Here is a 23,820-nt window from a genome sequence, read left to right on the forward strand (position 1 = left end):
AAGTACACTTGAGGTCAAGCGCCAATTTCCCTGCCGGAGAGACGTCATGCCGAAGCCAAAGGCCCGCGATCTGAGCGTTGGCGAAATGGCCAAACGCGCCGGAGTGGCGGTGTCGACGCTGCATTTCTACGAGGCTGAAGGGCTGATCGAAAGCTGGCGCACCGACGCGAACCACCGGCGCTACGACAGACGCGAGCTTCGCCGGGTCGCCGTCATTCGGGTGGCTCAGCAGATGGGCATCCCGCTTGCCGAGATTCGCGAGATGCTCGCGGCGCTGCCGCGCACGCGCCCGGTTGGAAAGGCCGAATGGCAGCAGGTATCGGAAGGCTGGCGTGACCGGATCGACGCGCGGATCCGCCGTCTCGAACAGCTGCGGGACGAGCTTGACGGCTGCATCGGCTGTGGCTGCCTGTCGCTGGAAAGCTGCCCACTCTACAACCCGTCGGACCGCCGTGGAGCCGATGGACCGGGGCCGCGCAGATGGATCGACAAGTTGACGAAGGATGAGGCTTGAAAGCCGCCGCAAGCTTGGCTAAACCGCCCCTCACGGGTGATTAGCTCAGTTGGTAGAGCGCTTCGTTTACACCGAAGATGTCGGGAGTTCGAGTCTCTCATCACCCACCATGTTCCCATGAAATCAATGCTTTAGATGGTGCCCGAGTGGGGCTGGGGCTTCGCTTTGCCGCAGTTTTCCCGTCTTGGCGTATATGATCCGCGTTCAGCCGCGGCTTGGCTGTTCTCAAAGATTCGGCGCGCTGTGGCGCATGCGCTCTTGGATGCGCGCTGACCCCTTCATGTGGGCGAATATATTCCCATACGCCTGACGGGCGACCCCAACCGACAGGGGAAATCTCAGAGCGGCGTGCCGGTGACCGAGCGCCCGCGCGAGAGGTAGCCGCAGGCCTCGGCGATGCCGGCGCTGCAGGCGACGGTCAGCACTTCGGCCTCGCTTGGCTTACGCGCGGCGCAGGCCCCAAGCACGAGAAGCCCGGCGCAGGCAAAGGCGGTGAAGATCGGTCGAACAGGGGTCATCGAGTGGTCCTCATACCGCGATGAAGCCTCAGTTCCCAGCGTGATGCAAGCGCTGCAGCAAAAGGGGCCGCGGCGATGCGCAGCCCCCGGCGTCGTTCAATCGATCACGCGGTCAGCGATAAGACAGCGATCTGATCATCGCGGCTTTCTGACCCTCGGGCTTGCTCGAGGCGATGATCGCCAGCGCGTCGCCAAAGTGCTGCGCCGACATGTTCTGCATCTCGGCATCGGTCAGATAGCGCCCCACACTGTTCAACTGGTGGGTCGAATAGGTGCGCGGCACCGCGCCACTGGTCGCAAGATATTCGACGCGCGTCTCGGCCCGAAGGTCCGACTGGCTGCTGCGGGTCATGGTGAACGCATCGAGGATTTCACTGCTGTCGAGCAGGCTGATCACCGAGTCGGGCACATAGTGCGAGAGTTGGTCGATCAGCGAATCTTGCGCGGCGGCAGGGCTGGCGCTGGCGAGCGCCAGCGTCATGGCGGAAACGGCTAGAAGGGACTTCATGGCTTTTCCTTTCGGGGTCTGAATTCGTCTCTGAAAAATGGAATTCAAACGACTCGGCCCGGCAATATCGGGCCGTTCGGGGCATGGAGAAAAACTTGGGCGGGAGAGGCGAGAGGCCCGTCCGACGGAGGTTCGGCAGCCTATGGGGACGGGTGGCATGCCGAAGATGCCCCATGAATACACTTAACATAAAACAATGTGCGGCGGTAGGTGGTAGCCTGTGTCAATGCCGGAGAACCCGACCGCAGGAGGGGGGTTAAACGCCCAGCCAGCGCCGTCCTGCAACCCGTCCGACAATCCCGCAGAGAACGATCGCCAGACCGTACCACAGCAGGAAGAAGGCGGCGCTGTCCTCGTCGCAATGAACCGCATAGACCGCTGCCGCCGCGGCGCCCGCGAACAGCCCGGCAAGCATGCCGGTGCGCGCGGGGCGGGGCTCGATCCGGTGCCGCAGGCCGCGGAAGAGGGCGATCGCGATGGGCAGGGCGAGCGCCGGGATCGACAGCAGGCATTGCCACAGCGACTGCCCCAGAACGTCGCCGCCCGAGAGCGCCGACAGCAGCCAGCCCGCGACGCTGGTAGCGGCCAGCAGCCCCAGCGGCCAGAGCGGCACCTGCGCTTCGGGATCGCTGCCACGCAGCACGGCCCAAGCAAGCCCTGCCAGCACCACCGGAAGCCCCTGTTTGACCAACAGCGGCAGCATGAGCAGCACATCCGGCCACCCCGGACGCATGCCCCAGAACACCAGCATCAGCACGATGGAAATCGCGACGCCAAAGGCCATCCGCCAATGCAGGTTCGGGCGCTTTGCGGGCATATCGTCGGCGCTGAGCGCGGCGATCAGCTCATCGGTTTCCATTCTTCCTCCTTTCTGGCCGCGTCGGCCAGTCGTCTCAGCGCCCGGTGCAGCGCGACGCGCAGCGCACCGGGGCTGAGATCGAAATCCTTCGACAGTGTCTCGGCGTCAACGCCATTCACTGCATGTTCACGCACCAGCGCCGCGTCGCGCGCGGGCAGCCGCGCCAGCGCCTGCTCCAGATGCAGCCCCGCCAGCGGATCTACCGCAGGGGCGTCCAGCCCCGGATGATCCTCGACCGGCTCATGCGGGGCCTTCGGGGTCTTGCGCAGCACGTCGATCGCCTTGTGCTTCACGATCACCCGCACCCAGGGCATCAGCGGCCGCGACGGGTCCCAGCTGCCGCGCTTGAGGTGGATTGACAAGAGCGCCTCCTGCACCACGTCCTCGGCCAGATGGGCGTGCTGGCCGGGCAGATCGCTGGCGGCCATGGCGCGCATGCGCGGCACCAGCCGCGCGAGGCAGGCGGCATAGGCCTTGCGGTTACCGCCGAGCGCGGCGCGCATTAGCGTCTCGATCTCTTCATCCTGTCCGCGTGCGGGGGCTTTCATCGGCGTCCGGTCCGGTCCTGCTCTTCGGGCATCTGACTGCGCATACGGGCGCGCGAGGCGCCGCGTTACAGCGCCCACGGAATATTTCCAGACTATCACAGAAGCGCGAGCGCCGTAACAAATCCCCCCGCCATGCCGAAGACCCCGGTGCAGACGATGAGAACTGCGAGCCAATTCTGGCCAATTCTGGAGAGACTGACATGACCATTCACAGCAAACATCTCGCCCTCGCCGGTGCCGTCGCCGCCGGTCTCGCGCAAATGACCGGCGCCGCCCACGCCCAAGAGCAGGAGAAGTGCTACGGCGTCGCCATGGCGGGCGAGAACGGCTGCGCCGCGGGCCCCGGCACCACCTGCGCCGGCACCTCCTCGGTGGATTATCAGGGCAACGCCTGGACGCTGGTGCCCGCCGGCACCTGCGCCGAGATCGAGCTGCCCGCCATGGCCGATGGCATGGCCCGCATGGGCTCGCTCGAGCCGCTGGAGCGCGACCTGCCGAAGGGCTGATCGCCCCAGCGCGATGCGCGTGGCGGCCCGCTTTGGGCTGCCGCGCGCCCCTGTCCCCAAGCGCCTTGAGGGAGGCTCTGACAATGCACCCGACCCATCTGCCCAACACCGCTGGCATCGGCTTCAAATCCCAGCATTTTGACGATCTTGCCAGCCCGGGAGCGGTAAGCTGGCTGGAGATCCACGCCGAGAATTACATGGTCGACGGCGGCCCGCGGCTTGCCATGCTGGACGATCTGCGCGCGCGCTTTCCGATCTCGGTGCATGGCGTCGGGCTGTCGATTGGCGGTGCCGAGCCGCTCGACCGCACGCATCTGGCCCGGCTCCGCCGCCTGATCGACCGGGTTCGCCCGGCGCAGTTTTCCGAGCATCTCGCGTGGTCGACCCATGAGGGCACCTATTTCAGCGACCTGCTGCCGCTGCCCTACACCGAGGCCACGCTGGCCCGTGTCGCCGCGCATGTAGAGGAGGTGCAGCAAAGCCTCGGCCTGCGGATGCTGCTCGAGAACCCCTCGAGCTATGCGGTGTTTGCCGAGAGCACGATGAGCGAGACCGATTTCCTTGCACAGGTGGCCCGGCGCACCGGCTGCGGGCTGCTCTTGGACATCAACAACGTCTTTATCTCCGCCAGCAACCTTGGAACATCCGCCGCCGCCTATCTCGCCGATTATCCGGTCGAGGAGGTGGGCGAGATTCACCTCGCGGGCTACGCCGAAGAGGAAGACGGGCAGGGCGCGCCGCTGCTCATCGACACCCATGGGGCGCCGGTGGCCGATCCGGTCTGGGCGCTCTATGCGGATGTCATCGCCCGCATCGGCCCGCGCCCGACGCTGATCGAATGGGACAATGACGTGCCCGATTTCGCCACCCTCGAGACCGAGGCCGCGCGTGCCACGCAGGTCATGGCACGGCGGAGGGCGGCATGAGCGGGCCGGGCGCTTTCACGCAAACCTTTGCCAGCGCGCTTCTGTCGCCCGAGGCGCCGCGCCCGGCGGCGCTGCGCGATCCCTCGGGGGCGGCGGCCACGCGGCGCTATGACGTCTACCGCAACAACGTCAGCGTCGCACTCACCGAGGCGCTCTCGGCGGCCTTTCCGGTGGTCGAGCGTCTGGTGGGCGAGGAATACTTTCGCGCCATGGCCCGCACCTTCGCGCAAGCGCATCCGCCGCGCAGCCCGGTGATGGCGACCTATGGCGCAGAGCTTGCCGATTGGATCGCGGACTTCCCGCCGCTTGCCGCGCTCTCCTACCTCGCGGATGTGGCCCGCATCGAGCAGGCCCGCCGCGACGCCAGCCAATCTGCTGACGCAGCGCCGCTGGCGCCCGGCGCACTGGCGGGTCTGCCGCCCGAAGCTTTGGCGGCGCTCTGCCCGCGCCTTCACCCGGCGCTGCGGGTGCTGACCCTCGGCCCCTCGGCATTGGCGATCTGGGCACGCAACGCGGCGCGGCCCGATCTGGCGCAGAGCCGCGCCAGAGAGGTGCTGGTCAGCCGCCCGCATCTCAAGGTGCTGACCTTTCCCGCGCCGGAGGGGACGGCAGCCACGCTGCGCGCCCTTGCCCGCGGCACCCCGCTCGGCGCCGCGCTGCCCATCGGCGCAGATCACGCCGCCATCTTCGGATGCCTGTTCGAGGCCGGTGCCTTTGCCGCAGACGAAGCCCTCATCCACGGAGACCCAGCCCCATGACCCATGTGCTCCCCCATACCGCCGCGCCGGACCTGAAAGCGCATCTGCTGCGCGCCGAGCGCGCGCTTCTCGCCGCCGCGCCGGGGCTGCTTGGTCTTGCCGGGCGCGCGGTCTTTGCCGCCACGCTGGCGGGTTTCTTCTGGTCCTCGGCACTGACCAAGATCGACGGCTTCGGGCTCTCGCTCAACGGCTACGCGCAGATCTTTCCGCGCGCCATGGAGGCGGTGAATTATGACGCCAGCCAGCTTGGCCTCGCCGCGCATCTGGTGGTTGCCGCAGGCACCGCAGCGGAGCTTATCCTGCCGCTGCTGCTGATCCTCGGCCTTGCCACGCGGCTCGCCGCATTGGGCATGCTGGGCTTCGTGATCGTCATGAGCCTCACCGACATCATCGGCCATGGCGTCGATGCCTCGGCCATCGGCGCGCTCTTCGATCGCCAGCCGGATGCGCCGATCCTCGATCAAAGGCTGCTCTGGGGCTTTCTGTTCACCACGCTCGCGCTGACAGGAGGCGGCTGGCTGTCGCTCGACCACTGGCTGCGCCGCCGCTGGCTGCGCGCCTGATCCGGGCAGGGCGCGGCCTCAGCTTTCGACCGCCGTCCAACGCGCTTCCAGCGCCTCGAGCGCCGCAATCCGCTCGGATGTCTTAGGGTGCGAGAGCAGCCACGCAGGCATGCCGCGCCCGCCGCCGCCGCTCAGCGCTTCCAGCTTGGTGAAAAGCGATTTCTGCGGCCCGACGCCGATCCCGGCCTTGTGCAGCAGCGCCGCGGCATAGGCATCGGCCTCATATTCATCGCCGCGCGACAGCCGCGCCGCCAACAGCGAGGTGAGCATATTCGCGATGAGCGGCCCGAGTCCGGGAATGAAGCGCGCAAAAACCATGGCCAGCGCCGCGCGGATCGCGTTCTGGCCGGAAAAATCGATCATCCGCCGCCGCGAGTGCCCCAGCGCCACATGGCCCAGCTCATGCGCGATGACCGAGGCCAGTTCCTCGGCGCTCACCTCGCCCGCCTTGTAGCGATCATAGAAGCCGCGGGTGATGAAGATCCGCCCATCCGGCGCCGCCAGCCCGTTGACGGGCGCGATCTCATAGATGTTCACACGGATTCGCGGCAGGTCGAGCGCCGCCGCCATCCGGTCGGTCAGCGCCTTGAGCTTCGGGTCGGCCAGTTCGGTCGAGTGGCCATCAAGCTCGCGCGCGGTGCGCCACGCCGAGAAGTGATAGGCGACGACGGCATAGGCGATGGCCAGCAGGATCGGCATGAACTTCAGCATGGGGTCAATATGGGCATGCGGGCAGGGCGCGCCAAGCCCTCATCGCCCTGATGCTGCGGCCCGTGCAGAGTGAGTATTTGCGGAAAGATGAAAGGGGCGGGCTTTCATCTTTCGACAAATACTCAAAAAGAAACGTCCCGGCCATGCTAAGGCCGGGACGTCGTATTTGCTTCGGAACTGGCGCCGGGGATCACTCCTCGGAGGTTTCTCCATCTGCCTCACCGGCCACCTCGTCCTCGTCGCCCTGATCGGCGATCCAGGCGACCGAGACCACGACCTCACCGGCGCGTGTGTTGAACACCTTCACGCCGCCGGCGTTGCGCGAGCGGAACGAGATGCCGTCGACCGGCACGCGGATCGACTGACCGGTGGAGGTGGCGAGCATGATCTGATCGTCCATCTCGACCGGGAAGGAGGCCACGATCTCGCCGCCGCGCATGGATTTCTCCCATGCGGTGACGCCAAGCCCGCCGCGGCCGCGCACCGGGTAGTCGTGGCTGGAGCTGAGCTTGCCGAGGCCCTTGGCGGTGATCGTCAGAATCAGGTTCTCGACCGCCGACATCTCGGCGTAGCGCTCGGCGGGCAGCAGGCTGTCGGCGTTGCCTTCCTCCTCTTCCGAGGCTTCGGCCTCATCGGCGATCCCGGCCATGGCGCGGCGCATCTTGAGGTAGGAAGCGCGCTCATCCGAGGTCGCATCGAAGTGCCGGATCACCGACATCGAGACCACCTCGTCACCATTGTTGAGCTTCACGCCGCGCACACCGGTGGAGTTGCGCGAGTTGAACACCCGCACGTCCGGCACCGGGAAGCGGATGGCGCGGCCGGAGTTGGTGACCAGCATCACGTCGTCCTCTTCCGAGCAGATGCGCGCGTTGATCAGGCGCATGTCCTCGCCGTCTTCGAACTTCATGGCGATCTTGCCGTTCGATTTGACGTTGGTGAAGTCCGACAGGCGGTTGCGGCGCACCGAGCCCTTGTTGGTGGCGAAGACGATCTGCAGATCGTCCCAGTCATCCTCGGGGCGGTCCACCGGCATGATCGCCGCCACCGACACGCCCTGCGGGATCGGCAGGATGTTGACGATGGCCTTGCCCTTGGAGGTGCGGCCCCCCTGCGGCAGGCGCCAGCATTTGAGCTTATAGGCCATGCCGTCGGTGGTGAAGAACAGCAGCTGCGTGTGGGTGTTGGCCACGAAGAGCTGGGTGACCACGTCGTCCTCTTTGAGGCCGCCGCCCGACAGCCCCTTGCCGCCGCGCTTCTGGGCGCGGAAATCGGCCAGCGGGGTGCGCTTGATATAGCCCGACTGGGTGACCGTGACGACCATGTCCTCACGCTCGATCAGGTCCTCGTCGTCCATGTCGCCGGCCCAGTCGACGATCTCGGTGCGGCGCGGCACGGCGAACTGGTCCCGGACCGCGATCATCTCGTTCGAGATGATCTCGAGGATGCGCTCGCGCGAGCCGAGGATCTCGAGGTATTCCTTGATCTTCCCGGCGAGATCTTCGAGCTCGTCGGTGACCTCTTTCACGCCCAGCTGGGTGAGGCGCTGCAGGCGCAGCTCGAGGATGGCGCGGGCCTGCGTTTCCGACAGGTTGTAGGTGCCATCGTCGTTCATCTTGTGGGTCGGATCGTCGATCAGACGGATGAACGGCGCGATTTCCTCGGCCGGCCAGCGGCGGGTCATCAGCTTTTCACGCGCTTCCGAGGCATCGGCCGAGGCGCGGATGGTCGCCACCACCTCGTCGACATTGGCCACCGCCACCGCAAGGCCGCAGAGGATATGCGAGCGTTCCCGCGCCTTGCGCAGCAGATAGGCGGTGCGGCGGGCGATCACATCCTCGCGGAAGTCGAGGAAGGCGGTGAGGAAGGCGCGCAGGGTCAGCTGCTCGGGCTTGCCACCGTTCAGCGCCAGCATGTTGCAGCCGAAGCTGACCTGCATCGGGGTGAAGCGGTAAAGCTGGTTGAGAACCACCTCGGCGGTGGCGTCCCGCTTCAGTTCGACCACCACGCGCACGCCAGAGCGGTCGCTCTCGTCCTGCACATGGGCGATGCCTTCGATCTTCTTCTCGCGCACGCATTCGGCGATGCGCTCGATCATCGTCGCCTTGTTCACCTGATAGGGGATCTCGTCGATGACGATGGCGTAGCGGTCCCGGCGCAGCTCTTCGATGCGGGTCTTGGCGCGGATGATCACCGAGCCGCGGCCCTCGAGATAGGCCTTGCGCGCGCCGGAGCGCCCCAGGATCACGCCGCCCGTCGGGAAATCGGGGGCGGGGATATAGTCAATGAGCTGCTCGGACGAGAGGTCCGGGTTCTCGATCAGCGCCAGCGTCGCGTCGATCACCTCGCCGAGGTTGTGCGGCGGGATGCGCGTCGCCATACCCACGGCGATGCCCTCGGCGCCGTTGACCAGCACGTTGGGATAGCGCGCGGGCAGCACCACCGGCTCGTTGCGTTCGTTGGCGTAGTTGGGGACGAAATCCACCGTGTCCTTCTCGATGTCCTCGAGCAGGGCTTCGGCGGTGCGGTCGAGACGCGCCTCGGTGTAACGGTAGGCGGCGGGCGGATCGCCGTCCATGGAGCCGAAGTTGCCCTGACCGTCGATCAGCGGCAGCGACATGGAGAAATCCTGCGCCATACGCACCAGTGCGTCATAGACCGCCGAGTCGCCATGTGGGTGGTAGCGGCCCATCACGTCGCCGACGGCGGTGGCGCATTTGCGGTAGGATTTGGACTTGGTCTGCCCGTTCTCCCACAGCGTGTAGAGAATGCGCCGATGCACAGGTTTTAGGCCGTCGCGCAGATCGGGGATCGCGCGGCTGACGATGACGCTCATGGCGTAGTCGAGATAGCTCGACTTCATCTCGTCGATGATCGAGATCGCCGGCCCGTCGTAAGAGGAACGCTCGGGGCGCGGGGTTTCGTCTTCGTTTTCAGGGGTTTCCGGCGTGTCGTTCACGTTGCTCGCCCGTCCGTGATTTCTCTATATCTTGTTACAGCGAGTTATATCAGATGCTAGGTGTTGGGCGCAATGGCGCCGGGTTCCGATTTCTGGCAGCCACCGCGCATGGTGGCTAACATACTGTTTTCGTTGAAAACTAAGAATGCTCGCGGCACGCTTGTTACATGGTTGTCATGCGAGGTAAAGCCAATGGAGCAGAGCGCCACGGAACTGATGCTGAAGGGCTATGGGCTGACCACGGCCGAGCTTTTCTACCGGATGCCCGACTATCGCAACGTGCTGAACACATTTGTCTGGCAGGAGTATGATCTCGCGCCGGACCATCCGCGGCTCTTCAAGTTCATCGAGTTCTGGCAGGACGAGATCGAGGGGCCGCTGCATTCCGTGCGCTTCACCCACCGCAAGATGCTCTCGGGCGGCGAGTGGCGGCAGGTGGTGGGCGAGTTCCATTACCACTGACGCGGCGCTACCCGCGCGGCCGGATTATGCGTATTTGAAAAGAGAAGAAGGGCCCGGCATCGCGCGCGGGCCCTTCTTCTCTTGCAAAATACGCCGGGGGTGAATTCGCGCAGCGAAGAGGGGGCAGCGCCCCCTCATACAGCCCGTTTCCGCTTGCGTATCAGGGAATGATACGGGTGTATTTCACGCCTTCCAGCGTCGCGCCGAGATGCAGGCCCGATTTGCCGAAGATCACCGCGATGATCGGGGCCAGCGAGGTGGTGGTCTCTGCCGCCAGCGTCTCGCCGCCCTCGGGGATCGCGTATTCGATGTTGGCGCCCGCGGCCCAGCCCGGCGAGCGGCGGAAGTTCATCAGCGATTCCTCGGTCATGAAGAACAGCACATGGGCATATTGCTGGGCGCCGATCTGCAGTCCGCCGGATCCCTTGACCACCGAGTAGTAATCCACCGTGGCGCCATTCACCCGCAGCGCGCCGCGGCCATAGGCGCCGCCGAGCCCGAGACCGGCTTCGGTCACCAGCGGCATCACCAGCATGCCCGAGGATTTCGCCTGCAGGTTCCGTGTGCCGGGATATTGCGCGAACATCTGGCTCAGCGTCGCATCGACGCGCGCGTCGATGGTCGCCGCGCCGCTGCTGCCCACGCCATTGCCACAGGCGGCCAGAAGCCCCGTGGCGCCGAGCCCCATAAGGAGTCCCCGTCGAGTGTTGTTCATTCTGCTCGTTCCTCGTCGATCTACGGGCCGGCATGTCCCGGCCAAGCCTCACTCTCCGGCTGTCCCGCCGGTTGTCTGGCGCAAGTATAGGCAGGCCGCGCGGGCCTGTCACTAGATCATGCGCGGACGCGGCGGCAGCCCGCTAGCCGTTGAGCAAACGCGCGGCGGCGGGGGCGAAATAGGTCAGCACCCCGTCGCAGCCCGAGCGTTTGAAGGCGATCAGGCTCTCGAGCATGACCTTGTCGCGGTCGAGCCAGCCGTTCTCGAAGGCGCCGGCCAGCATCGCGTATTCGCCCGACACCTGATAGGCAAAAGTGGGCGCGCCGAACATGTCCTTGGCGCGGCGGCAGATGTCGAGATAGGGCATGCCGGGCTTGACCATGATCATATCGGCGCCTTCGAGCAGGTCGCGCTCGATCAGCCGCATCGCCTCGTCGGAATTGCCGGGCTGCATCTGATAGCTTTGCTTATCGCCCGCCAGCGCGCCTTTGAGGGCCCCGGAAGCGCCCACCGCGTCGCGGAACGGGCCATAAAAGCCCGAGGCATATTTCGCCGCATAGGTCAGCAGCAGCACGTTCTGGAAGCCCTCGCGTTCCAGTTCGGAACGGATCGCGCCGATGCGCCCGTCCATCATGTCCGACGGGCCGATGATATCGGCCCCGGCGCGGGCCTGGCTCAGCGCCTGTTTCACCAGCGCCTCGACGGTGCGGTCGTTGACGATCTCGCCATTCTCGATGAAGCCGTCATGGCCGGTGATATTGTAAGGATCGAGCGCCACATCGGTCATCACCGCGATCTCCGGCACCGCGTCCTTGATGGCGCGGGTGGCGCGGTTCGACAGGTTCTCGGGGTTCCACGCCTCGGCGCAATCCTCGGTCTTCAACGACGGATCGGTATAGGGAAACAGGCAGATCGCCGGGATGCCGAGCGCATGCGCCTCGCGCGCCGCCTCGACCACCTTGTCCACCGACAGCCGGTTCACCCCGGGCATCGAGGCGATGGGCTCCGAAATGCCTTCGCCATCGCGCACGAAGACCGGCCAGATGAAATCGCCGGGCGTGAGCTGCGTCTGCTGGGTCAGGGCGCGGATCGCAGGGGATTTGCGCAGCCGGCGCAGACGTGTGGCAGGAAAGGCGGCAATCACGGGTTTCATCGGGCGTGTCCTTCGTATCCCTTGTCAAGGTTTCCCTTGGGTGGCATGGAAAGACGCCTGTCACAAGGGCTGCCGCCCGGGCAGGGAACACCTCTGCGAGACCGGCGATGGCGCCGGGGCCCGCCCGCGCGCCGGGCTGGGGCGGCCTCGACCAAGGCCCCGCGGGCAAAAGGGAATGGGCCGCTGCGGCCCGGCTGAAAAAGTGGATACGCCGTGGACCTGACCGGCCTCGTCTCCGAAACCATCGACCTTCGGTCGTTTTCCAACCTGTGGTTCTGGATCGCGCTCGCCGTCACATGGTCGAGCACCAGCCATTGGGTGCTGGGCGTGCCCTTCGACATGGTGGGGCGCGCGCGCCGTCAGGGTGGGCAGGCGGCGCTGGACCTCGAAGACATGGTGCGCATCAACGTGAACCGGCGGCTCTTTATCATCGAGACGGCGGGGCTCTGGGTTGTCGGGCTTGGCGCGGCGGTGCTGACCATGCTGGCAAGCCTCGGCTTCTGGTATGATATCGAACTGGCGCAGGCGCTGTTCCTGCTCGGCTTTCCGCTCTCTCTGGTGGGGCTGATGGGCATCGCCACCGCCGAGCGCATTCGCAATCGTCGCCTGAGCGGCGAGGCGCTGTGGCGCAAGCTGACGGTGCATCGCTTCTGGACGCAGGTGATCGGCATGATCTCGATCTTCGTCACCGCCATGTGGGGCATGTATCAAAACCTCGGGCACGGCGTTCTCGGTTGACGCGGCGCTGCGGGCGCGCCATTTGAGCGGCATGTCCCAGTCACTTACCCAGATGGCCGGTATCACCATGGGCGGCGCGCCCGAGGGGTTCGACGCCAAGCTCATCCTTGCCGAGGTCGAAAAGACCGGCGGGCCTGTGCTGCATATCGCCCGCGACGACAAGCGCCTTGCGGCGCTGCGCGAGGCGCTGGCCTTCTTCGACCCCGGCATGCCGGTGGTGAGCTTTCCGGGCTGGGACTGCCTGCCCTATGACAGGGTCTCGCCCAACCCCGATATTTCGGCCACGCGTATGTCGACCCTCGCGGGGCTCGTGCACGGCATGCCGCAGCGCTATGTGCTGCTGACCACGCTCTCGGCGGCGATGCAGCGCATTCCGGCGCGCGAGATCCTGCGCGAGGCGGCCTTTGCCGCGCGGGTGGGCGACCGGATCGACGAGGCGGGGCTACGCAGCTTCCTCGTACGCATGGGCTTTTCCAACGCGCCCACGGTGCATGAGCCGGGCGATTACGCGGTGCGCGGCGGGATCATCGACATCTTTCCGCCGGGTGAGGGCGGGCCGGTGCGGCTCGACCTCTTCGGCGACGTGCTGGACGGCGCGCGGCGCTTTGATCCGGTCAGCCAGCGCACCACGGAAAAGCTTGATCTGGTGGAACTGGCGCCGGTCTCCGAGGTGATCCTCGACGAGGCGGCGATCACCCGATTCCGGCAGAACTACCGCATCGAGTTCGGCGCGGCGGGCTCGGATGATCCGCTTTACGAGGCGGTCAGCGCCGGGCGCAAGACGCAGGGGATGGAGCATTGGCTGCCGTTCTTCCACGAAAAGCTCGAGACGCTCTTCGACTATATGCCCGGCGCGCCGGTGCTGATGGACGATCAGATCACCCCCGCGCGCATCGCCCGCTGGGACAGCATCACCGACCAGTATGAGACGCGCCGCCACGCGATGACCCAAAAGGGCCGCATCGACTCGGTCTATAAGCCGGTGCCGCCGGGGCTGCTCTATCTCGACGAGCCGGGCTGGGATGCCGCCTTCGGTGCGCGCCGCGTGGTGCAGTTCAACCCGCTGCCGCAGGCCAGCGGTCCGGGTGTGGTGGACGCGGGCGGGCGCATCGGGCGCAGCTTCGCCCCCGAGCGGCAGCAAGAGAACATCAGCCTGTTCGCCGCGCTCGCCGATCACGTGAAGAAACAGCTCTCCGAAGGGCCGGTGCTGATCGCCTCTTGGTCCGAAGGCGCGCGCGAGCGTCTCACGGGCCTCATCGAGGACGAGGGGCTGGCCGAGGCGATCCCGGTCATGGATGGCACCCGCATCGGCAAGCGCGGGCTGCATCTGGCGGTCTGGGGGCTGGAGCAGGGCTTTGTTGCGCCGTGGGGCGATCCCAAGAGCGGCGGCAAGATCACCGTGATCTCGGAACAGGACGTGCTGGGCGACCGGCTGATCCGCGCGCCGAAGAAACGCCGTAAGGCCGAGAACTTCCTCACCGAAGCGCAGTCGCTCACTCCGGGCGATCTGGTGGTGCATGTGGATTTCGGCATCGGGCGCTATCAGGGGCTGGAGGTGATCACCGCCGCCGGGGCGGCGCATGAATGCCTGCTGCTGGAATACGCCGAGGGCGCGCGGCTCTACCTGCCGGTAGAGAACATCGAACTGCTGTCGCGCTACGGTCATGACGAGGGGCTGCTCGACAAGCTTGGCGGCGGCGCGTGGCAGGCCAAGAAGGCGCGCCTCAAGGAACGCATCCGCGAGATGGCCGACAAGCTCATCCGCGTGGCGGCCGAACGCGCCCTGCGCAAAGCGCCGATCATCGACCCGCCGCCCGGCGCGTGGGAAAGCTTCTGCGCCCGCTTTCCCTACAATGAGACCGACGACCAGATGAGCGCCATCGAGGATGTGCTGGCCGATATGACCAGCGGCAACCCGATGGACCGGCTGATCTGCGGCGACGTGGGCTTCGGCAAGACCGAGGTGGCGATGCGCGCCGCCTTCGTCGCCGCCATGTCCGGCGTGCAGGTGGCGGTGATCGCGCCCACGACGCTGCTCGCCCGCCAGCACTACAAGAGCTTTGCCGAGCGCTTCCGGGGCTTCCCGCTCAACGTCGCGCCGCTGTCGCGCTTCGTCACCTCGGGCGATGCCGCCAAGACCCGCGACGGCATCTCCAAGGGCACGGTGGACATTGCCGTGGGCACCCATGCGCTGCTCTCAAAGAATATCCGCTTCAATAACCTCGGGCTGCTGATCATCGACGAAGAGCAGCATTTCGGCGTTGGTCACAAGGAACGGCTGAAGCAGCTGCGCTCGGACATCCACGTGCTGACGCTGACCGCGACGCCGATCCCGCGCACGCTGCAACTCTCGCTTTCGGGCGTGCGCGATCTGTCGATCATCGGCACGCCGCCCGTGGACCGGCTGTCGATCCGCACCTATGTGTCCGAGTTCGATCCGGTGACCATCCGCGAGGCGCTGCTGCGCGAGCATTATCGCGGCGGCCAGAGCTTCTTTGTGGTGCCGCGCATTTCGGATCTTCCCGAAATAGAGGAATTCCTGCGCGAACAGGTGCCCGAGGTCTCCTTCGTCGTGGCGCATGGCCAGATGGCGGCGGGGGAACTCGACGACCGGATGAACGCCTTCTACGACGGCAAATACGACGTGCTGCTGGCGACGACGATTGTCGAGTCGGGCCTCGACATTCCCACCGCCAACACGATGGTGGTGCACCGCGCCGATATGTTCGGCCTGTCGCAGCTTTATCAGATCCGCGGCCGGGTCGGGCGCTCCAAGACCCGCGCCTATGCCTATCTGACCACCAAGCCGCGCACCAAGCTCACCGACAGCGCCGAAAAGCGCCTGCGCGTGCTGGGCTCGCTCGACACGCTGGGCGCGGGCTTTACGCTCGCCAGCCAGGACCTCGACATCCGCGGCGCCGGCAACCTGCTGGGCGAGGAACAATCGGGCCAGATGCGCGACGTGGGCTACGAGCTTTACCAGTCGATGCTCGAAGAGGCGATCGCCAAGATCAAGTCGGGCCAGCTCGAAGGGCTCACCGACGATGACGGGCAATGGGCACCGCAGATCAACCTCGGCGTGCCGGTACTGATCCCCGAGGATTATGTGCCCGATCTCGACGTGCGCCTTGGCCTCTACCGCCGCCTGTCGGAGCTGACCACGAAGGTTGAACTCGAGGGCTTCGCCGCCGAGCTGATCGACCGTTTCGGCAAGCTGCCGAAAGAGGTCAACACGCTGATGCTGGTGGTGCGGATCAAGGCGATGTGCAAACGCGCCGGGATCGCCAAGCTTGACGGCGGCCCGAAGGGCGCGACGATCCAGTTCCACAACGACAAATTTGCCAAGCCCGAGGGGCTGGTGGAATTCATCCAAGCGCAGAACGGTCTGGCGAAGATCAAGGACAATAAGATCGTCGTCCGCCGCGACTGGGCCAACGATGTGGACAAGATCAAGGGTGCCTTCGCCATCGCCCGTGACCTTGCGGAAAAAGCGGGCACGGTGAAGCCGCGCAAGGCCAAGAAGGGCTGAGGTAGAGGGGGCTCTGCCCCCGCCGCACGACCTGCGGCGCTGCTAGAGGCAGGGGGCTCTGCCCCCGCCGCACGACCTGCGGCGCTGCTAGATGTAGGGGGCTCTGCCCCCGCCGCGCTGCGCGCGTCTCCCCCGGGATATTTGGGTCTAGACGAAGAGACGTAGGCTGCCGCTTCGTCTAGATGAAAATATCCCCGCCGGAGGCAGGCCGGAGCGTGCCGCGGGCGGGGATATCGGGCAAAAGCGCCGCGTCTCAGCCCATGCGTTCCGAGCTGTAGCTGCCCGGCGAGGCGGGGAAGACCACGGTCTTGTCGCCGTTGATGAAGACCCGCCGGTGGGCATGCGCGTGGATGGCGCGGGCCAGCACTTGTGCCTCGACGTCGCGGCCCAGCGAGACATAATCCTCGGGCGATTGCGCGTGGGTGACACGCACGATGTCCTGCTCGATGATCGGGCCTTCGTCGAGGTCGGCGGTGACGTAATGCGAGGTCGCGCCGATCAGCTTCACGCCGCGCTGATAGGCCTGCTTGTAGGGGTTGGCGCCCTTGAAGCTGGGCAGGAAGCTGTGGTGGATGTTGATGATCCGCCCCGACATCTTGCGGCACATCTCGTCGCTGAGGATCTGCATGTAGCGCGCCAGCACAATGAGCTCGGCGCCTGCGTCCTCGACCACCTGCATGATCGCCGCCTCGGCCTGCGGCTTGTTCTCCTTGGTGACCTTGATGCAGTGGAAGGGGATGTCGGCGTTCACCACCACCTTTTGGTAGTCCATGTGATTGGAGATCACCGCGACGATCTCCACCGGCAGCGCGCCGATGCGGCAGCGGTAGAGCAGGTCGTTGAGGCAATGGCCGAAGCGGCTGACCATCACCACCACTTTCATCTTCGCCGCCTCGTCATGGAAGGCGAAATTCATGCCGAAGCTCTCGGCCACGGCGGCGAGCGCCTCTTCCAGCGCGGCGATCTCGGCGCCGGTCTCGCTGCGGAAGCTGACCCGCATGAAGAAATTGCCGGTGGCCAAATCGTCGAACTGGGCGCTGTCGGTGATATTGCAGCCCTGCTCGGCCAGAAAGCCGGAGATGGCGGCGACGATGCCGCGGGTCGAGGGGCATTGCACGGTGAGGGCGTAGGAGGAGCTCATGATCGGTCCGTTTCTTTCCCGAAAATCTGTCTGGGGATCTCGCTGCCGCCTGCGCCGGGGGAGGTCAAGCGGAATACCGCGCCATCAAAGCGCAACTTTCTGCGCTTGCGCGGTGCCGGGGCGACATGTTTCTCGGCAGATGCGACAGGGACGCCATCGGAAACTCCTGCCCGGCAACGCGGCATAGGGCAGGCGGCCGGGCAGAGCGCGTCGTTGCCCAATGCGCGGGCGACGGCGATGCGGGAAGATGCACCTCAGAGGTGTGTTTGCGGACTAACCGCTTGTGAAATAGGGAAGGAGGCCTTACCCCAAGGGAAAGCGCCCGGAAGTCCGTGCCGTCCTCTCGGCTTCCCGGCCTGCAAACCCGGACCCGTCGAGACCCGTTTTCATGACCGAAACTTCCTTCAGCGCCCGCCTTTCAGAACTTCTGCATTTCATTTATCCCGATCTCAATGCCGACATCCTGTCCAGTCAGGTCATCGACGCCTTCTGGCCCGAGAACAAGAGCCGCCGCCGTCAACCGCGCAAACCGGGCAACAATCTGTGGTCGCAAAAAGATGCGGTGCTGATCACTTATGGCGACAGTCTGATCGACGGCAGCCACAAGCCGCTGGATTTGATGAACCACTTCCTGCGCAGCCGGATGAAGGGCGTGGTCAACGGCGTGCATGTGCTGCCGTTCTTCCCCTTCACCTCGGACGATGGCTTTGCGGTGACCGACTATCGCAAGGTGAACCCGCAGCTTGGCGACTGGGTGGACATCACCCGCATCGGCGACGAGTTCCACCTGATGTCGGATCTGGTGCTCAACCATGTGTCTTCGCAGGGGGTGTGGTTCAACGCCTACCGGCAGGGGCAGAAGCCTTTTGACGAGTTCTTCTTCGAGGCCTCGCCGGACGATGATGTGTCAATGGTGGTGCGCCCGCGCACGACGCCGCTGCTGCAGGAGGTCGAGACGGCGATGGGCACGCGCTATGTCTGGTGCACCTTCAGCCACGACCAGATCGACCTCGACTTCCGCAACCCCGAGGTGCTGCTGGAGATCCTGCGCATCATCCGTCTGCATGTGGACAATGGCGTGCGGATCATCCGGCTCGACGCGGTGGCCTTCCTGTGGAAGGAGATCGGCACCAACTGCATCCACCTGCCGCAGACCCATGCGGTGATCCGCCTGCTGCGGCTGCTGATGGATTACGCCACCGAAAGCGTCATCCTGCTGACCGAGACCAATGTGCCGAAGGCCGAGAACCTCTCGTATTTCGGGCACCGCAACGAAGCGCATATGGTCTACAACTTCCCGCTGCCACCGCTGGTGCTGCACGCGATGATGGCGGGGACGGCGAAATATCTCAACGACTGGCAGCGCGCCATGCCGCCCGCGCCGCTGGGCTGCGCCTACCTCAACTTCACCGCGTCGCACGACGGCATCGGCATGCGCCCCGCCGAGGGGCTGCTGCCGCCCGAGGAAGTGGGCAAGGTCATCGACACCGCCAAGGAACTGGGCGGGCTGGCCTCCATGCGTTCGCTGCCCGGCGGCGGCGAGAGCGTCTATGAGCTCAACTGCGCCTTCTTTGCTGCCATGGCGCGCACCTATAAGGGCGAGGATGACCAGCATCTGCCGCGGTTCCTGTGCTCGCAGACCATCGTCATGTCGCTGGAGGGGATCCCGGCCTTCTACATCCACTCGATGCTGGGCACGCCCAATGACCTTGAGGCGGTGCAGCGGCGCGGGATGAACCGGGCGATCAACCGCCACCGCTGGGACTATGGGCAGCTCAACGCCTATCTCGATGATCCCGAGACGGTACATGCGCAGGTGCTGGAGATGCTGTCGGACCGGCTTAAGCTGCGCGCCGAGCAGGCGGGTTTCCATCCCAACGCGACGCAGTTCACGCTCAATCTCGACGAGCGGGTGTTTGGCCTGTGGCGGCAGTCGCTGGACCGCTCGCAGTCGATCTTTGCGCTGCACAATTGCTCGGACGAAGAGGTGGTGATCCCGCACGAGGGGCTGAACCTGATCGCCGACGAGCATTGGGTCGACCTGCTGTCGGGCGAGACCATCGAGGCCGGGCCGGTGACGTTGGCGCCTTATCAGTGCCGCTGGATTTCGAACCAAGGGTAGGGGGCTGGGGGGCGCTGCCCCCGTCCGCCGGTGGCGGACTCCCCCGGGATATTTGTGTCTAGACGAAGCGGGCGGTGAACCTTCGGTCGCTGTCGCGCGTTTGCCAGTGCAAACGTCTGGAGGGTGGCATGTTCGACTGGATCTCGGGGTTCATTGACGCGGTAGGAGCGTTTGGCATCGGTGTGCTGATGTTCCTCGAAAACGTCTTCCCGCCGATCCCGTCCGAACTGATCATGCCGCTGGGTGGGTTCAACGCCGCCGCCGGGACCGAGCATCTGTTTTGGGTGATCGTCGCGGGCTCGCTCGGCTCGCTGGCCGGTGCGCTGTTCTGGTACTGGATCGGGCGCAAGCTGGGCACGCACCGGCTGAAGCGGCTGGCCGCGAAACATGGCCGCTGGCTCACCATTCTTCCCGAAGACCTCGACCGCTCCAACGATTGGTTCACCCGTCATGGCGGCAGCGCGGTGCTTATCGGGCGGCTGATCCCGACGGTGCGCACCTTCATCTCGGTGCCCGCGGGCGTGGCGCGGATGCCGCTGGCGAGCTTCATGGCCTTCTCGGCGGTGGGCACGGTCAGCTGGACCGCGTTTCTGGCCTCCGCGGGGTTCGTGCTGGGCTCGCAATATGGGCTGGTGGCGGGCTGGCTTGATCCGGTCTCTACCGCCGTGGTCGTGGGGATCGTCGGCGTCTACATCTGGCGCGTGGCCACCTACGGGCGGCGCAAGACCCGCAAGGCGGGCGCGCGAGAGGATCAGACCGAGGCATAAAAAAGGGGCGCCAGCGGCGCCCCTTTGCGGTCGTCTGTGCGCTGCGTCAGAGACCCAGCGAGCCCAGCACGATCACGGTGATCGTCGCGAAGACCGGGATCGCCACGGCGACCACGAAGATATCGGCATAGCTCTTCTTGTGGGTCATGCCGGTGATCGCCAGCAGGGTGATCACCGCGCCATTGTGCGGCAGCGCGTCAAAGCCGCCCGAGGACAGCGCCGTCACCCGGTGCATGAGCCCCATGGAGACGCCCTGGTCCATGCCCATGGCCGCGAATTGCTCGCCAAGCGCGTTGAGCGCGATGGACATGCCGCCCGAGGCCGAGCCGGTGATGCCCGCAAGCACGTTCACCGCCACCGCCAGCGAGGCGACCGGGTTCTCGGGAAAGAGGCCCAGCACCGCGTCACGGATCAGCCCGAAGGCGGGCAGCGAGGCGATGACCGCGCCGTAACCAACCTCGGAGGCGGTGTTGAAGATCGGCAGGAGCGAGCCCATCGTGCCGTTGTTCACCGTCTCTTTCACGTCCGCGAAGCGGCGCCAGTTCAGCGCCACGGCAAGGATGATCGAGACCACCAGCGATACGATGATCGCCCAGATGCCCGCGACGCGCGACAGCGAGGTCTCGCCGTATTGCGGGTCTGCGAGGTAGTCGGCGGTCATGTTGGGGATCACCACATAGGTGAACAGCGCGTTGAGCGCGATCACCGCAATCACCGGCGCGATCGCCGCGGCAAAGCCCGGACGGTCGGCATCCTCGGGCAGCGAGGAATCCGCTGCGGTGCGCTCATGGGTGCCGTAGCCCTCGCCGCGGCCCTGCGCGGCCTTGGCGCGGCGGCTCAGCCACAGCGTGCCGCCCGCCAGCATGATCAGACCCGCCAGCGTGCCCAGCAGCGGCGCCGCAAAGACGTTGGTGCCGAAGAACGGGATCGGGATCGCGTTCTGGATCGCCGGGGTGCCGGGGAAGGCGGTCATGGTGAAGGTGAACGAGCCGAGCGCGATGGCTGCGGGCAGCAGGCGCTTGGGCACGTCAGCGCGGCGGAACAGCGCGTTGGCGATCGGGTAGATGGCGAAGGCCACCACAAAGAGCGACACGCCGCCGAAGGTAAGCACGCCGCAGGCCAGAACGACCGCGAGGATCGCGCGATCCCCGCCGACCCATTCGACGATCTTCTCGGCGATGGTTCGTGCCGCGCCGCCATCGGCCATGACCTTGCCGAAGATCGCGCCCAGCAGGAACAGCGGGAAATAGGTGATCACATAGCCGCCGAGCGACTTCATGAAGACCTGCGTATAGGTGGCCAGAACCGGCAGACCGCCCGACATCAGCACGGCCAGCATGGCCAGAAGCGGTGCCAGGATCAGCACGTTGATGCCGCGGTAAGCCAGATACATCAGCAGGCCAAGCGACACTATGATCCCAATGAGACCCATTCTTCTCCTCCTCTCGATTTGAAGCACCCCGCGGGGAGGCACCGGGCATGGGAGGTCCGGCGCGGGCAGGGCTCTAAAAATCCTCTACTCGGACGAGAGTTAGGGGAGGTCAATGCGACGTCCCGGTGAAGGACGCGACGTCGCAAGGGATCTGTGATCACTGTGACGTGAGGTCGGCGGGCTTCAGCCGAATTCGGCCTCATCTGCCGCCACCGCTGCGCGGAAATCGGCCAGCAGCGAGGGATCAGCGGAATGCACCCGGTTCCACGTGGGAATGAAGGGCGTCTCCTGCGGGTTCTCGATGAACAGCTGCCCGGCGCGCACGATGTTCTCGCCGAACATCTCGATGCTGCGCTCTTCGGCGTGGCGGTCGATGGTCAGACCGTTCATCTTGGCATCCGCCGAATAGGCCTCCAGCAGGTCGAGCGCGGAGCGGTAGTAGGTGGCCTTCAGCGTGCGGAAGACATGCGGGGTGAACACCGTGCCGTCGGCGGCAAGCTTGCGGAAGATCGCCTTGCAGATGTCGACGGACATGCGCGACAGACCTTTGGAGGCGTCTTCCTGCGACAGATCCTGATGTTTGTGGTCATAGATGTCGGCGATCTCGACCTGACACACCTGCCGCGGGCCAAGGTTGCGCCATGCCTCTGACAGAACGCCGATCTCGAGCCCCCAGTCCGAGGGAATGCGCAGGTCCGGCAGCAGGCCGGTGCGCAGCGCCATCTCGCCCGACAGCGGGTAGCGGAAGGCGCGCAGGTAGTCGATGTAATCGCGGTCTCCGATGGTGCGCTTGAGCGCGATCAGCAGCGGCGAGACCAGCAGGCGGGTGACCCGGCCATTGAGTTTTCCACCGCCGACGCGCGGGTAATAGCCCTTCGAGAGTTGATAGCTGAAGGTGGGGTTGGCCACCGGGTAGACCAGCCGGTCGAGAAGCTCGCGCGTGTAGGTGACGATGTCGCAATCGTGGATCGCCATGACCGAACTGTCGGCGCAGGAGATGAGATAGCCCATGCAGCCCCAGACGTTCTTGCCCTTGCCGGGCTCCTGCGGCGCAAGGCCGAGCGCCTCGAGCCGTCCCATGATCTCGAGCATGCGCGGGCTGTCGTTCCAGATCACCGTGGTCTGTTGCGGCAGCACCGAAAAGAACTCGCGGGCGTGGCGGTACTGGGCCTCATCGGCGCGGTCGAGGCCGATGACGATGCGGTGCAGATAGGTGACCTTGCTCAGTTCCGACAGGATGTTGGGCAGCGCGTCGCCTTCGAGCTCGGAAAAGAGCGAGGGCAGGATCAGCGAGATTTTCCGGCTCTGCGCGTAGGTCTCGAGCTCGTAGATCATCTCTTCGATGGGGCGCGAGCGCAGGTTGTGGAACTGGGCAATATTGCCGTTCTGCTGGAAGTCGGCCATGGCGGTAGTCTCCTAGAGCCCGAGGTCGTCGAGTAGTGAAAGAATGGCGGTGTTCCAGCCCTCGGGGCCGGGCAGGGCGGTGCGGCGGATTTGGCCCGTCTGTTCGCCCGGCAAGGGCGGGATGCCGTTGCCATGATCGTTGCGGATGATGACGCCATGATCGGCGCTCTCGATCATTTCGATGTCATTGGGGGCGTCGCCAAGCGCGATGGCGGTGTCGCAGCCCAAATCGTGCAGGATGCCCGCCATTTGCTGCGCCTTGGTGCCGCCAAAGGACAGCGTGAGAAAGCGGCCGCCCTTGCGGGCGTGGATGCCCCGCTCGGCCAGCGCCGTAAGGAAGTCATCCTGCTCGGCCTCGCTGCCGGACCAGAGGCCGGGCTCGGTGAAGCGGCGTTTGCGGGCCAGTGCGGCGCCATCGAGGGGCAGGCCGGTGACCCGCGCCACCTCGGCAGCGTCCATATCGCCGAAGCCTTTGAAATGCTGGGATTGTTGCGGAAGGGCCGCCAGCGCTTCGCGCAGTTTTTCGTAAACCGGCGCATCCTCGGAGAGCGCGCCGGGCGCGATCCGGTCGGCGCCGTTCTCGACGATGGCGGGCCAGTCGCCGAGGCCCAGCTCGGCATGCAGCGGCGCAATCTCGGCGGCGGTCTTGGAGGAGGCGAGGATCAACGGGATGCCGCGCGCCTTCAGCGCGCTGAGGGCGGGCTGCGCCGCGGCATAGGAGTAGCTGCCATGATCGAGCAGCGTCCCGTCGAGATCGGTGAAAACCGCCAGCCGCAAACCCTGCTCCTTATTCTGTCCCCGAGGTCAGTTAAGCCGATGGGATCGGGGAAGGGAACAGGCCCGCGCCGAGGAAATGACTAAGATGCGGGGATTGGGTGGAAAAGAGGCAGTGCGCAACACCGGCTTAGAGCGGGGGAGCCGGGCGAGCGCCGGCCCGTGGGGTGGCGCATCGACGAGTGAGTTCCGCGCTTTATCTCGGCCACATTC

The 23,820-nt window shown here is 65.7% G+C and carries 22 protein-coding genes and 1 tRNA gene; 11 read left to right on the forward strand and 12 right to left on the reverse strand.

The window, feature by feature from the left end; translation table 11 throughout:
- The first annotated feature begins 46 nt into the window (after window positions 1-46).
- Both soxR and ACXAD2_RS15875 read left to right on the forward strand, forming a co-directional pair.
- Window positions 47-514 (forward strand): redox-sensitive transcriptional activator SoxR, encoded by a 468-nt coding sequence (gene soxR, locus ACXAD2_RS15870; protein WP_475171808.1) that lies wholly within the window; start codon window positions 47-49, stop codon window positions 512-514.
- Between the two features lie 34 nt (window positions 515-548).
- A tRNA-Val gene (locus ACXAD2_RS15875) sits at window positions 549-624 on the forward strand.
- Window positions 625-852: 228 nt separating this feature from the next.
- Here ACXAD2_RS15875 and ACXAD2_RS15880 read toward each other — a convergent pair.
- The 4 genes from ACXAD2_RS15880 to ACXAD2_RS15895 form a co-directional block, all read right to left on the reverse strand.
- Complete coding sequence (locus ACXAD2_RS15880; protein ID WP_475171812.1) at window positions 853-1,032, reverse strand: hypothetical protein; 180 nt, start codon at window positions 1,030-1,032, stop codon at window positions 853-855.
- A gap of 112 nt (window positions 1,033-1,144) precedes the next feature.
- Entirely contained in the window at window positions 1,145-1,540 is a 396-nt protein-coding gene (locus ACXAD2_RS15885) for a hypothetical protein (RefSeq protein WP_475171814.1), read from the reverse strand.
- 256 nt (window positions 1,541-1,796) lie between these two features.
- Window positions 1,797-2,399: an NrsF family protein gene (locus ACXAD2_RS15890; protein WP_475171815.1), complete on the reverse strand. Its 603-nt coding sequence runs from the start codon at window positions 2,397-2,399 to the stop codon at window positions 1,797-1,799.
- Window positions 2,381-2,947, reverse strand: coding sequence for a sigma-70 family RNA polymerase sigma factor (locus ACXAD2_RS15895; protein WP_475171817.1), 567 nt, complete (start codon window positions 2,945-2,947; stop codon window positions 2,381-2,383). The genes ACXAD2_RS15890 and ACXAD2_RS15895 overlap by 19 nt, the downstream gene beginning before the upstream one ends.
- Window positions 2,948-3,147: 200 nt before the next feature.
- Between ACXAD2_RS15895 and ACXAD2_RS15900 the strand changes: the two genes are divergently transcribed.
- The 4 genes from ACXAD2_RS15900 to ACXAD2_RS15915 all read left to right on the forward strand — a co-directional run bounded on the left by ACXAD2_RS15900 (window position 3,148) and on the right by ACXAD2_RS15915 (window position 5,700).
- Window positions 3,148-3,453, forward strand: a complete 306-nt coding sequence (locus tag ACXAD2_RS15900) for a BufA1 family periplasmic bufferin-type metallophore (RefSeq protein ID WP_475171819.1) — start codon at window positions 3,148-3,150, stop codon at window positions 3,451-3,453.
- An 83-nt stretch (window positions 3,454-3,536) separates the two neighbouring features.
- Window positions 3,537-4,379, forward strand: coding sequence for an MNIO family bufferin maturase (gene bufB / locus ACXAD2_RS15905; protein WP_475171821.1), 843 nt, complete (start codon window positions 3,537-3,539; stop codon window positions 4,377-4,379).
- A complete protein-coding gene (locus ACXAD2_RS15910; protein WP_475171823.1) occupies window positions 4,376-5,137 on the forward strand; it encodes an HvfC/BufC family peptide modification chaperone in 762 nt (253 codons plus the stop codon). Before bufB ends, ACXAD2_RS15910 begins: the two co-directional genes overlap by 4 nt.
- Window positions 5,134-5,700 (forward strand): DoxX family membrane protein, encoded by a 567-nt coding sequence (locus tag ACXAD2_RS15915; protein WP_475171825.1) that lies wholly within the window; start codon window positions 5,134-5,136, stop codon window positions 5,698-5,700. Before ACXAD2_RS15910 ends, ACXAD2_RS15915 begins: the two co-directional genes overlap by 4 nt.
- An 18-nt stretch (window positions 5,701-5,718) precedes the next feature.
- Here the strand turns inward: ACXAD2_RS15915 and ACXAD2_RS15920 are convergent, their stop codons facing one another.
- Both ACXAD2_RS15920 and gyrA read right to left on the reverse strand, forming a co-directional pair.
- On the reverse strand, window positions 5,719-6,411 hold the full coding sequence (locus tag ACXAD2_RS15920) for a M48 family metalloprotease (RefSeq protein ID WP_475171828.1): 693 nt from the start codon (window positions 6,409-6,411) through the stop codon (window positions 5,719-5,721).
- Between the two features lie 190 nt (window positions 6,412-6,601).
- Window positions 6,602-9,370: a DNA gyrase subunit A gene (gene gyrA / locus ACXAD2_RS15925; protein ID WP_475171830.1), complete on the reverse strand. Its 2,769-nt coding sequence runs from the start codon at window positions 9,368-9,370 to the stop codon at window positions 6,602-6,604.
- 192 nt (window positions 9,371-9,562) lie between these two features.
- On the opposite strand from gyrA, the gene ACXAD2_RS15930 reads away from it, so the two are divergent.
- A complete protein-coding gene (locus ACXAD2_RS15930) occupies window positions 9,563-9,832 on the forward strand; it encodes an usg protein (RefSeq protein ID WP_066105693.1) in 270 nt (89 codons plus the stop codon).
- Window positions 9,833-9,992: 160 nt separating this feature from the next.
- On the opposite strand, the gene ACXAD2_RS15935 is transcribed toward ACXAD2_RS15930, so the two are convergent.
- Together ACXAD2_RS15935 and hemB are read right to left on the reverse strand one after the other, a co-directional pair.
- Window positions 9,993-10,547: a lipid-binding SYLF domain-containing protein gene (locus ACXAD2_RS15935; RefSeq protein WP_164184898.1), complete on the reverse strand. Its 555-nt coding sequence runs from the start codon at window positions 10,545-10,547 to the stop codon at window positions 9,993-9,995.
- A gap of 142 nt (window positions 10,548-10,689) precedes the next feature.
- On the reverse strand, window positions 10,690-11,700 hold the full coding sequence (hemB, locus tag ACXAD2_RS15940; protein ID WP_475171834.1) for a porphobilinogen synthase: 1,011 nt from the start codon (window positions 11,698-11,700) through the stop codon (window positions 10,690-10,692).
- A gap of 213 nt (window positions 11,701-11,913) precedes the next feature.
- On the opposite strand from hemB, the gene ACXAD2_RS15945 reads away from it, so the two are divergent.
- Together ACXAD2_RS15945 and mfd are read left to right on the forward strand one after the other, a co-directional pair.
- Complete coding sequence (locus ACXAD2_RS15945) at window positions 11,914-12,438, forward strand: component of SufBCD complex (RefSeq protein ID WP_066105700.1); 525 nt, start codon at window positions 11,914-11,916, stop codon at window positions 12,436-12,438.
- A gap of 31 nt (window positions 12,439-12,469) precedes the next feature.
- Window positions 12,470-15,967: a transcription-repair coupling factor gene (gene mfd, locus ACXAD2_RS15950; protein ID WP_475171835.1), complete on the forward strand. Its 3,498-nt coding sequence runs from the start codon at window positions 12,470-12,472 to the stop codon at window positions 15,965-15,967.
- 253 nt (window positions 15,968-16,220) lie between these two features.
- Here the strand turns inward: mfd and purU are convergent, their stop codons facing one another.
- Window positions 16,221-17,108, reverse strand: a complete 888-nt coding sequence (gene purU / locus ACXAD2_RS15955; RefSeq protein WP_475171836.1) for a formyltetrahydrofolate deformylase — start codon at window positions 17,106-17,108, stop codon at window positions 16,221-16,223.
- 388 nt (window positions 17,109-17,496) lie between these two features.
- On the opposite strand from purU, the gene ACXAD2_RS15960 reads away from it, so the two are divergent.
- On the forward strand, window positions 17,497-19,230 hold the full coding sequence (locus ACXAD2_RS15960) for an alpha-amylase family glycosyl hydrolase (RefSeq protein WP_066105708.1): 1,734 nt from the start codon (window positions 17,497-17,499) through the stop codon (window positions 19,228-19,230).
- 128 nt (window positions 19,231-19,358) lie between these two features.
- Entirely contained in the window at window positions 19,359-19,997 is a 639-nt protein-coding gene (locus tag ACXAD2_RS15965) for a DedA family protein (protein ID WP_475171838.1), read from the forward strand.
- Between the two features lie 46 nt (window positions 19,998-20,043).
- On the opposite strand, the gene ACXAD2_RS15970 is transcribed toward ACXAD2_RS15965, so the two are convergent.
- The 3 genes from ACXAD2_RS15970 to ACXAD2_RS15980 form a co-directional block, all read right to left on the reverse strand.
- Window positions 20,044-21,429 (reverse strand): GntP family permease, encoded by a 1,386-nt coding sequence (locus tag ACXAD2_RS15970; RefSeq protein WP_475171841.1) that lies wholly within the window; start codon window positions 21,427-21,429, stop codon window positions 20,044-20,046.
- A 183-nt stretch (window positions 21,430-21,612) separates the two neighbouring features.
- The gene (locus ACXAD2_RS15975) at window positions 21,613-22,833 is read right to left on the reverse strand and encodes a glycosyltransferase family protein (protein WP_164183882.1); all 1,221 of its coding nucleotides are present in this window, start codon (window positions 22,831-22,833) and stop codon (window positions 21,613-21,615) included.
- A 12-nt stretch (window positions 22,834-22,845) separates the two neighbouring features.
- Window positions 22,846-23,610, reverse strand: coding sequence for an HAD-IIB family hydrolase (locus ACXAD2_RS15980; protein ID WP_475171846.1), 765 nt, complete (start codon window positions 23,608-23,610; stop codon window positions 22,846-22,848).
- Window positions 23,611-23,820 lie beyond the last annotated feature (210 nt).

The sequence above is a fragment of the Salipiger sp. ABN3_019 genome, assembly GCF_056158605.1.